Origin of the sequence: Streptomyces sp. NPDC056503, from assembly GCF_042794995.1 — a bacterium.
Lineage (GTDB): Bacteria > Actinomycetota > Actinomycetes > Streptomycetales > Streptomycetaceae > Streptomyces.
In genome coordinates this window covers 43,678-53,748 of the sequence record NZ_JBHTST010000044.1, presented here as the reverse complement: position 1 = coordinate 53,748, position 10,071 = coordinate 43,678, and the positions used below count along the sequence as shown (strand labels likewise).

At 66.7% G+C, this 10,071-nt stretch carries 8 protein-coding genes; all 8 read left to right on the top strand.

The genetic code is table 11. From position 1 onward, the window contains the following. Positions 1-378: 378 nt before the first annotated feature. Positions 379-2,019 carry an ABC transporter substrate-binding protein gene (locus ACFQ8C_RS16085; RefSeq protein WP_383457214.1) on the top strand — a complete coding sequence of 547 codons (1,641 nt, stop codon included), beginning with the start codon at positions 379-381 and terminating at the stop codon, positions 2,017-2,019. 174 nt (positions 2,020-2,193) lie between these two features. Beyond that, positions 2,194-3,126, top strand: a complete 933-nt coding sequence (locus ACFQ8C_RS16080) for an ABC transporter permease (RefSeq protein WP_383457227.1) — start codon at positions 2,194-2,196, stop codon at positions 3,124-3,126. Beyond that, on the top strand, positions 3,119-4,066 hold the full coding sequence (locus ACFQ8C_RS16075) for an ABC transporter permease (protein ID WP_383457212.1): 948 nt from the start codon (positions 3,119-3,121) through the stop codon (positions 4,064-4,066). The genes ACFQ8C_RS16080 and ACFQ8C_RS16075 overlap by 8 nt, the downstream gene beginning before the upstream one ends. A gap of 14 nt (positions 4,067-4,080) precedes the next feature. After that, positions 4,081-5,139: an ABC transporter ATP-binding protein gene (locus ACFQ8C_RS16070; protein ID WP_383457209.1), complete on the top strand. Its 1,059-nt coding sequence runs from the start codon at positions 4,081-4,083 to the stop codon at positions 5,137-5,139. Further along, complete coding sequence (locus ACFQ8C_RS16065; protein WP_383457206.1) at positions 5,132-6,220, top strand: ABC transporter ATP-binding protein; 1,089 nt, start codon at positions 5,132-5,134, stop codon at positions 6,218-6,220. Before ACFQ8C_RS16070 ends, ACFQ8C_RS16065 begins: the two co-directional genes overlap by 8 nt. Before the next feature lie 179 nt (positions 6,221-6,399). After that, positions 6,400-8,028, top strand: coding sequence for an ABC transporter substrate-binding protein (locus ACFQ8C_RS16060; protein ID WP_383457204.1), 1,629 nt, complete (start codon positions 6,400-6,402; stop codon positions 8,026-8,028). Positions 8,029-8,153: 125 nt separating this feature from the next. Then, positions 8,154-9,077, top strand: coding sequence for an ABC transporter permease (locus tag ACFQ8C_RS16055; protein ID WP_187622344.1), 924 nt, complete (start codon positions 8,154-8,156; stop codon positions 9,075-9,077). Continuing rightward, entirely contained in the window at positions 9,070-10,065 is a 996-nt protein-coding gene (locus tag ACFQ8C_RS16050; RefSeq protein WP_383457201.1) for an ABC transporter permease, read from the top strand. Before ACFQ8C_RS16055 ends, ACFQ8C_RS16050 begins: the two co-directional genes overlap by 8 nt. Positions 10,066-10,071: the final 6 nt, after the last annotated feature.

Below are 10,071 nucleotides of genomic sequence, written 5' to 3'. Positions count from 1 at the left end.
CACTCGCACAATGTGCGAGTGGCCAGGCCTTTTTCGTCAAACGCATTGCCCGGGCCAGGCGTCCGGAATCCGGTCATCGCTCTCCGGTACGTGTGTTAACGGTCCGTTTCGCGGGTGTCTGTCTGTGCTCAGTTTGTCCGGATTTCGGTATCTGGGGCCTTGGTGATGTTGTCAAAACGAGACCACTTAAGTGTGGTTTACAGCCCGGGCGTACTTAATAGTTGGCTCCATTGAGCTCGGGTCAATGGGTCACGCACTGTGGGGAGTGCCGACTCACGAGCACACTCGGGGTACCGGGGGATCAGCGCCGTCAGGGGTGTCGGCAGGTCTCGAAGTGCCCTTCTTGTAGTGACAAGTGGACTCATGAGGAGGAAACCCATGCGCGGTGCCAAGAGCGCCAAGTGGGTAGCGGGCGCGATCATCGTCGCCCTGGCTGCGACCGCCTGTGGCGGGGGCAAGGACGACAAGGGCACGGACGCCGGGGGCAAGGTCGACCCGAACGGCATCTTCTCCATCGAGGTCGGTGAGCCGGAGAAGCCGCTGCTCACGGGTGACACGATGGAGTCCAACGGCGCCATCGTCATGTCCGGTCTGTTCTCGACGCTCGTCGACTACAAGGCCGACGGCTCGCTCGAGATGATCAACGCCGAGTCGGTCACCACCACCGACTCGAAGCTGTGGACCGTCAAGCTCAAGAAGGGCTGGAAGTTCCACGACGGCACCCCGGTCACCGCGAAGTCCTTCGTGGACGCGTGGAACTGGAACGCCAACATCGAGAACGCCCAGGGTCTCGCCTCCTGGTACGCGGACATCGCGGGCTTCGAGAAGGTCCACCCCGAGGCCGAGGGCGCCAAGCCCACCGCCAAGACCCTCGACGGTCTGAAGGTCATCGACGAGAGCACCTTCACCATCGACCTCGCGAAGCCGGTTCCGTACTTCGCCCACAAGCTGGCCTACATCTCCTTCGCCCCGCTCCCGGAGTCCTTCTTCAAGGACCCCGAGGCCGGCGGCCAGAAGCCGGTCGGCAACGGTCCCTACAAGTTCAAGAGCTGGGACCACAAGAAGCAGATCGAGGTCGTCCGCTTCGACGACTACCAGGGCCCGAACAAGGCGAAGAACGGCGGTGTGGTCTTCAAGAACTACACCACCCTCGAGGCCGCGTACGAGGACCTGAAGTCGGGCAACGTCGACGTCCTGCGTCAGATCGCCCCGAAGGACCTGCCGGTCTACCGCCAGGACCTCGGCGACCGCGCCGTGGACCAGCCGTACTCCTCGATCCAGACGATCGCCGTCGCCTTCTACGCCGACCAGTGGAAGAAGCCGAAGCTCGTCGACCCGAAGGTCATCCAGGGCCTTTCGATGGCGATCGACCGCGCCACCATCACCAAGACGGTGCTCAACGGCACCCGTGAGCCCGCCACCGGCTGGGTCGCCAAGGGCGTGCTCGGCTACCAGCCGAACGCGGTCGAGGTCACCAAGTTCGACCCGGCGAAGGCCAAGGAGCTCATCACCGCCGGTGGTGGCGTCCCGAACAACAAGATCTCCATCCAGTACAACGCCGACGGTGGCCACAAGGAGTGGGTGGAGGCTGTCTGCAACTCCATCACCCAGGCCACGTCCGTCGAGTGCGTCGGCGACGGCAAGCCGGACTTCCAGGCCGACCTGACCGCCCGCAAGAACCAGCAGGTCAAGTCCCTGTACCGTTCCGGCTGGGTGCTCGACTACCCGGTGAACGCCAACTTCATCTCGGACCTGTTCCGCACGGGTGCGGGCGGCAACCAGGGCGGCTTCTCCAACAAGGAGCTGGACGCCAAGATCGCCAAGGCCGACTCCGCCAAGACCCTTGAGGAGTCCGTCAAGGAGTACCAGGCGATCGAGAAGGACCTGGTGAACTACATGCCGTCCATCCCGCTCTGGTACTACAAGGTCAACGCGGGCTACTCGGAGAACGTCTCCGGCGTGGCGTACGCCCAGGACGGCGACCCGATCCTGACCGGCGTCGAGGTCAAGCAGAAGTAATCACCCAAGCGTAGTCCGCATACCGTCACGGGACTTGACGGATCGTCAAGTCCCGTCGCGGTGCCTTACGCAGCGGCTGGGGGGCCCTTCCGTGGCATCACGCTGTCCGAAACCGGGCAGCCATGTCGTGGGAGGGCCCGTCGGCTGCGGCCGTCACATCTCAACGGAGGCATGATGGGGCGCTATGTCGCACGACGACTGCTCCAGATGATCCCGGTCTTCTTCGGGACAACCCTGCTGATCTTCCTCATGGTCTACAGCCTGCCCGGCGATCCCGTGGCCGGACTGTTCGGGGACAAGGGGGCATCCCCTTCGACCCTCGCGGAACTCAGACACAAGTACGGTCTTGATCAGCACATCCTGAAGCAGTACTGGGACTACATCACCGGTATCGTCCTGCACTTCGACTTCGGTACGCAGTTCCGGAACGACCGGCCTGTGACCGAGGTTCTGGGCGACGCCTTCCCCGTCACCATCCAGCTGGCGGCCATGGCCTTCGCGTTCGAGCTGATCTTCGGCATCGGGCTCGGCATCATCGCCGGCCTGCGTGCCGGGCGTCTCGCCGACAACGCGATCCTGATCTTCACCCTGCTGATCATCTCGATCCCGGTCTTCGTGCTCGGCTTCATCATCAAGATGGTGTTCGCCTTCCAACTCGGCTGGATCCAGCCGAACGTGAGCAACGATCAGCTGGTGTCCGAGATGATCGCTCCCGCCATCGTCCTCGGTGGTCTCTCGCTTGCCTATGTGGCGCGGCTCACCCGCACCTCGATGGCCGAGAACCTGCGCGCCGACTACATGCGCACGGCCGTCGCCAAGGGCCTGCCGAAGCGCCGCATCATCGGCGTCCACCTGATGCGCAACTCGATGATCCCCGTGATCACCTTCCTCGGCACCGACATCGGCGCCCTCATGGGCGGCGCGGTCGTCACCGAAGGCCTCTTCAACGTCAAGGGCGTCGGTGGCCTGATCTACGAGTCGATCACCCGTCGCGAGGGCTCCACCCTCGTCGGCCTCGTCACCGTGCTGGTGGTCGTCTACCTCGTCACCAGCCTGCTCATCGACCTGCTGTACGCGGTCCTGGACCCGAGGATCCGGTATGCCTGACGTGACCAAGACCGCTGACGCGGCCGTCGTCGCCACCCCCTCGGTGGACGCTCCCGCGCCTCAGGCCCAGCAGGAGAAGCCCCGCTCGCTGTGGGGCGACGCCTGGCGTGACCTGCGCCGCAACCCGTACTTCATCGTGTCGTCGGTGCTGATCTTCTTCCTGCTGCTCATCGCGGCGTTCCCGGGGATGTTCACCAGCGCCTCGCCCACCGCGGGCGACCTGGTGAAGCACTACATCGGCAAGCCGGAGCTGAGCAACATCGGCTCCGAGGGCTGGCTCGGCTACGACATCCAGGGCCGTTCCGTCTACGCCCGCCTGATCTACGGCACCCGTGCCTCGGTCATCGTCGGCATCTGCGTGACCCTGATCGTCACCGTCGTCGGCGGCATCATGGGCATGATCGCCGGCTACTTCGGCGGCTGGGTCGACGCGCTCCTCTCCCGGATCACCGACATCTTCTTCGGTATCCCCTTCCTGCTCGGCGCCATGGTCGTCCTGCAGGCCTTCACCGAGCGCACCGTCATGGTCGTCGTCTTCGCCCTCGCCTTCCTCGGCTGGACGCAGATGGCCCGTGTCATGCGCGGTGCCGTGATCACGGTCAAGCAGGCCGACTACGTGCACGCGGCCAAGGCCCTCGGTGCCGGCACCACGCGGATCCTGTTCCGGCACATCCTGCCGAACGCCATGGCTCCCGTGATCGTCGTCGCCACCATCGCGCTCGGCGGCTACATCTCCGCCGAGGCGACCCTGTCCTACCTCGGTCTCGGCTTCGCGTCGCCGACCGTCTCGTGGGGCCTCGACATCTCCGCCGGTGTTCAGGCGATCCGTACGTCGCAGCACATCCTGCTGTACCCGTCGATCATGCTGAGCCTCACCGTCCTGGCGTTCATCATGCTCGGCGAAGCCGTTCGCAACGCCCTCGACCCCAAGCTGCGCTGAGGAGGGCGTAAACCGTGAGCACTATCGACAAGACCGCGTCCGTCCCGGCGCCGCGCGAGAGCGGCGAGCACAACGGGCCGCTGCTCGAAGTCAAGGACCTGCACGTCGAGTTCCACACCCGTGACGGTGTGGCCAAGGCGGTCAACGGCGTCAACTACTCGGTCGACGCCGGCGAGACCCTCGCCGTCCTCGGCGAGTCCGGCTCCGGCAAGTCCGTCACCGCCCAGGCCATCATGGGCATCCTCGACATGCCGCCCGGCAGGATCCCGCAGGGCGAGATCCTCTTCCGCGGCGAGGACATGCTCAAGATGGCGGACGAGGACCGCCGGAAGATCCGCGGCCGCAAGATCGCGATGATCTTCCAGGACGCGCTCTCCTCGCTGAACCCGGTCCTCACCGTCGGGTACCAGCTGGGCGAGATGTTCCGCGTCCACCAGGGCATGTCCAAGAAGGACGCCCAGCGCAAGGCCATCGAGCTGATGGACAAGGTCAAGATCCCCGCCGCCAAGGCGCGGGTCGGCGACTACCCCCACCAGTTCTCCGGCGGTATGCGCCAGCGCATCATGATCGCCATGGCGCTCGCCCTGGAGCCGGACCTGATCATCGCCGACGAGCCGACCACGGCCCTCGACGTGACGGTCCAGGCCCAGGTCATGGACCTCCTCGCGGAGCTCCAGCGCGAGTACAACATGGGCCTGATCCTGATCACCCACGACCTCGGCGTCGTCGCCGACGTCGCGGACAAGATCGCCGTGATGTACGCCGGCCGCATCGTCGAGCAGGCGCCCGTCCACGAGCTGTACGCGCGCCCGGCCCACCCGTACACCCGGGGTCTGCTCGACTCGATCCCGCGCCTGGACCAGAAGGGCCAGGAGCTGTACGCGATCAAGGGCCTGCCGCCCAACCTGCTCAAGGTCCCCTCGGGCTGCGCCTTCAACCCGCGCTGCCCGAAGGCCACCGATCTCTGCCGCACGGAGATCCCGGCCCTGGTGCCGGTCACCGAGCAGGACGGCGCGGATCTCGCGGGCCGCAAGAGCGCCTGCCACTTCTGGAAGGAGACGATCCATGGCTGACCTCAGCAAGAACGACGAGGCCGTGGCCGCCGCGCTGGACGTGCCCGTCCAGCGGGGCGAGCCGATCCTCCAGGTGCGCAACCTGCAGAAGCACTTCCCGCTGACGCAGGGCATCCTCTTCAAGAAGCAGGTCGGCGCGGTCAAGGCCGTGGACGGGGTCTCCTTCGACCTCTACCAGGGCGAGACCCTCGGCATCGTGGGCGAGTCCGGCTGTGGCAAGTCCACGGTCGCCAAGCTCCTGATGAACCTGGAGCGGGCCACCGCGGGCGAGGTCTTCTACAAGGGCCAGGACATCACCCGGCTGTCCGGCCGCGCGCTGAAGGCCGTCCGCCGCAACATCCAGATGGTGTTCCAGGACCCGTACACCTCGCTGAACCCGCGCATGACGGTCGGCGACATCATCGGCGAGACCTTCGAGATCCACCCCGAGGTGGCCCCGAAGGGCGACCGGCGCCGCAAGGTGCAGGAGCTCCTCGACGTCGTCGGTCTGAACCCGGAGTACATCAACCGGTACCCGCACCAGTTCTCCGGCGGTCAGCGCCAGCGCATCGGCATCGCCCGCGGCCTCGCGCTCAACCCGGAGATCATCATCTGCGACGAGCCGGTCTCGGCCCTGGACGTCTCCGTCCAGGCGCAGGTCATCAACCTGATGGAGAAGCTCCAGGACGAGTTCAACCTGTCCTACATCTTCATCGCGCACGACCTGTCGATCGTCCGGCACATCTCGGACCGCGTGGGCGTCATGTACCTCGGCAAGCTCGCCGAGATCGGTACGGACGAGGAGATCTACGAGCACCCCACGCACCCGTACACCCAGGCGCTGCTCTCCGCGGTGCCGGTGCCGGACCCGCAGGCGCGTGCCAACCGCGACCGGATCATCCTGACGGGCGACGTGCCCTCGCCGGCGAACCCGCCGTCGGGCTGCCGCTTCCGCACCCGGTGCTGGAAGGCCCAGGAGAAGTGCTCCACCGAGATGCCGGTCCTGGCGATCCCGGAGCGCTTCCGCGGCCAGGACACCCTGGCGGCCCACGAGTCGGCGTGCCACTTCGCCGAGGAGCGGGACGTCGTCCACGCGGGCTGATCGACCGTGACGGCCTGACGGACCAGGGCCCCTCGCACCCCCGCCGGGTGCGAGGGGCCCTTCCGCGTCCGGGCGCGGAAGGGAGGCCGTACCCCGTCGGACGCCGTAAAAGTGCACTGCCGTCAATATCGGGTGATATTGGGCCCTAAGTCACGCTTAGGACAATCGGGAGGCACTCCATGCGCGGAGCCACGCACGCCAAGTGGGCCGCTCTGGCCACAGCCGTCGCCCTCGCGGCGACCGCCTGTGGCGGCGGCGACGACAGCGGCGGTGGCGGAGGGGCCGACGGCATCGTGAGTTCCTCGTGGGGCGACCCGCAGAACCCGCTGGAGCCCGCCAACACCAACGAGGTCCAGGGCGGCAAGGTCCTCTCCATGATCTTCCGCGGGCTCAAGCAGTACGACCCGAAGACCGGCGAGGCCAAGGACATGCTCGCCGAGAAGATCGAGACCACCGACTCGATCAACTTCACCATCACGGTCAAGGACGGCTGGACCTTCTCCAACGGCGAGAAGGTGACCGCCAAGTCCTTCGTCGACGCCTGGAACTACGCCGCCGACCTGAAGAACAACCAGAAGAACGCCTACTTCTTCGGCCAGATCGAGGGCTACGACAAGGTCCACCCCGAGAAGGGCGAGCCGTCCGCCACGTCCATGTCCGGCCTCAAGGTCACCGGCCCCCAGACCTTCACGGTCAAGCTCACCCAGAAGTTCTCCACCTGGCCCATCACCCTCGGCTACGCGGCCTTCTCGCCGCTGCCCCAGGCCTTCTTCGACGACCGCCAGGCCTGGCTGTCGAAGCCGATCGGCAACGGCCCGTACACCGTCGACTCGTACTCCAAGGGCTCCCAGATGGCCCTCAAGCGCTGGGACGACTACCCCGGCACCGACAAGGCGCAGAACGGCGGCATCACCCTCAAGGTCTACACCGACAACAACACCGCCTACACGGACCTGACGGCCGGCAACCTCGACCTCGTCGACGACGTCCCCGCCTCCCAGCTCAAGAACGTCGAGGCCGACCTCGGCGACCGGTACATCAACGTCCCCGCCGGCATCATCCAGACCCTGTCCTTCCCGTTCTACGACCCGGCCTGGAACAAGCCCGGACAGGAGAAGCTCCGCCAGGGCCTCTCCATGGCGATCGACCGCGACCAGATCACCGAGACGATCTTCCAGAAGACCCGGACCCCGGCCGTCGACTGGACCTCCCCGGTCCTCGGCGAGGAGGGCGGCTTCAAGGACATCTGCGGCGACTTCTGCAAGTACGACGCCGCCGAGGCGAAGAAGCTCGTCGCCGAGGGCGGCGGCATCCCCGGCGGCACCATGAAGATCTCGTACAACGCCGACACCGGCTCCCACAAGGAATGGGTCGACGCGGTCTGCAACTCCATCAACCGCGCCCTCGGCGACAACAACGCCTGCGTCGGCAACCCGGTCGGCACCTTCGCCGACTTCCGCAACCAGATCACCCAGTCGAAGATGGACGGCCCGTTCCGGGCCGGCTGGCAGATGGACTACCCGCTCATCCAGAACTTCCTCCAGCCGCTGTACTACACCAACGCCTCGTCCAACGACGGAAAGTACTCGGACCCCCAGTTCGACAAGCTGGTGAACGAGGCCAACGCCGAGGCCGACACCGCGAAGGCCGTCGGGCTCTTCCAGCAGGCCGAGGAAGTCCTCCGCGACGACATGGGCGCCATCCCGCTCTGGTACCAGAACGGCAGCGCCGGCTACTCGGAGCGGGTCGGCAACGTCTCCCTGAACCCGTTCAGCGTCCCGGTCTACGACCAGATCAAGGTCAACTGACGTCGTAGCAGGTCGGAGGCGTACGGCCCGGCCCGCGGACCCCCGCGCCGGGCCGCACGTCTTCTCCGCACCCCACCGCCACGCGGAGCCACCCCTCTTCCCGGAGCCAACCCCCGGAGCCCCCCATGGGTCGATACGTGATCCGGCGGCTGCTGCAGATGATCCCGGTCTTCTTCGGCGCCACGCTGTTGATCTTCCTGATGGTGAACGTGATGGGCGACCCCATCGCCGGACTGTGCGGCGACCGCCAGTGCGACCCGGCGACCGCCGCCCAGCTGGAGAAGGAGTTCGGTCTCGACAAGCCCGTCTGGCAGCAATACCTCACCTACATGGGCAACGTCTTCACCGGAGACTTCGGCACCGCCTTCAACGGGCAGCCCGTCACCGAACTGATGGCCAGCGCCTTCCCCGTCACCATCCGGCTCACCATCGTCGCGATCTTCTTCGAGATCGTCATCGGCATCAGCCTCGGCGTCGTCACCGGCCTCAAGCGCGGCCGCCCCGTCGACACCACCGTCCTGCTGCTGACCCTGGTCGTCCTCTCCGTCCCGACCTTCGTCACCGGCCTCCTCGTCCAGCTCCTCCTCGGCGTCAAATGGGGCTGGATCAAACCGGCCGTCTCACCCGAGGCCACCTTCAGCGAACTCATCGTGCCCGGCCTGGTCCTCGCCTCGGTCTCCCTGGCCTACGTCACCCGGCTCACCCGCACCTCGATCGCCGAGAACAAGCGCGCCGACTACGTCCGCACCGCCGTCGCCAAGGGCCTGCCCCGCCGCCGGGTCATCAGCCGGCACCTGCTCCGCAACAGCCTCATCCCCGTCGTGACGTTCATCGGCGCCGACGTCGGCGCCCTCATGGGCGGAGCCATCGTCACCGAACGGATCTTCAACATCCACGGCGTCGGCTACCAGCTCTACCAGGGCATCGTCCGCCAGAACACCCAGACCGTGGTGGGCTTCGTGACCATCCTCGTGCTGGTGTTCCTGCTGGCCAACCTCCTGGTCGACCTTCTGTACGCCGTCCTTGACCCGAGGATTCGCTATGCCTGACCAGCCCGAGCCGCTCGAGTCGTACGAAGAGGGCCAAGCCATCGCCCCCACCGGGGCCGGGGGCGCGTCCGACCTCGCGACGGCCGAAGGCGAGACCCTGGAGAAGACGCCCGGCGGCCCCCTGGGCACCGGAGCCGACAAGAAGCCCCGGTCCCTGTGGTCCGACGCCTGGCGCGACCTGCGCCGGAACCCGATCTTCATCGTCTCCTCGCTGGTGATCCTCTTCCTGGTCGTCATCTCCATCTGGCCCCAGCTGATCGCCTCCGGGGACCCCCTGGACTGCGACCTCTCCAAGGCCCAGGAAGGCTCCCAGCCCGGCCACCCCTTCGGCTTCAACGGCCAGGGCTGCGACGTCTACACCCGCACCGTCTACGGCGCCCGGACGTCCGTGACCGTCGGCGTCCTCGCCACCCTCGGCGTCGCCGTCCTCGGCAGCATCCTCGGCGGACTCGCCGGCTTCTTCGGCGGCGCCTGGGACGGCGTCCTCTCCCGGATCACCGACGTCTTCTTCGCCATCCCCGTCGTCCTCGGCGGCCTGGTGCTCCTCTCCGTGGTGACCAGCTCCACCGTCTGGCCGGTCATCGGCTTCATGGTGCTGCTCGGCTGGCCGCAGCTCTCCCGCATCGCCCGCGGCTCCGTCATCACCGCCAAACAGAACGACTACGTCCAGGCGGCCCGGGCCCTCGGCGCCTCCAACTCCCGGATGCTGCTCCGCCACATCACGCCCAACGCCATCGCCCCGGTGATCGTCGTCGCCACCATCGCCCTCGGCACGTACATCGCACTGGAGGCGACCCTGTCCTACCTCGGCGTCGGCCTGAAGCCGCCGACCGTCTCCTGGGGCATCGACATCTCCTCGGCGTCGCAGTACATCCGCAACGCGCCCCACATGCTGCTCTGGCCGGCCGGCGCGCTCGCCGTCACCGTGCTCGCCTTCATCATGCTCGGCGACGCCGTCCGCGACGCCCTCGACCCGAAGCTGAGGTAGGGACCC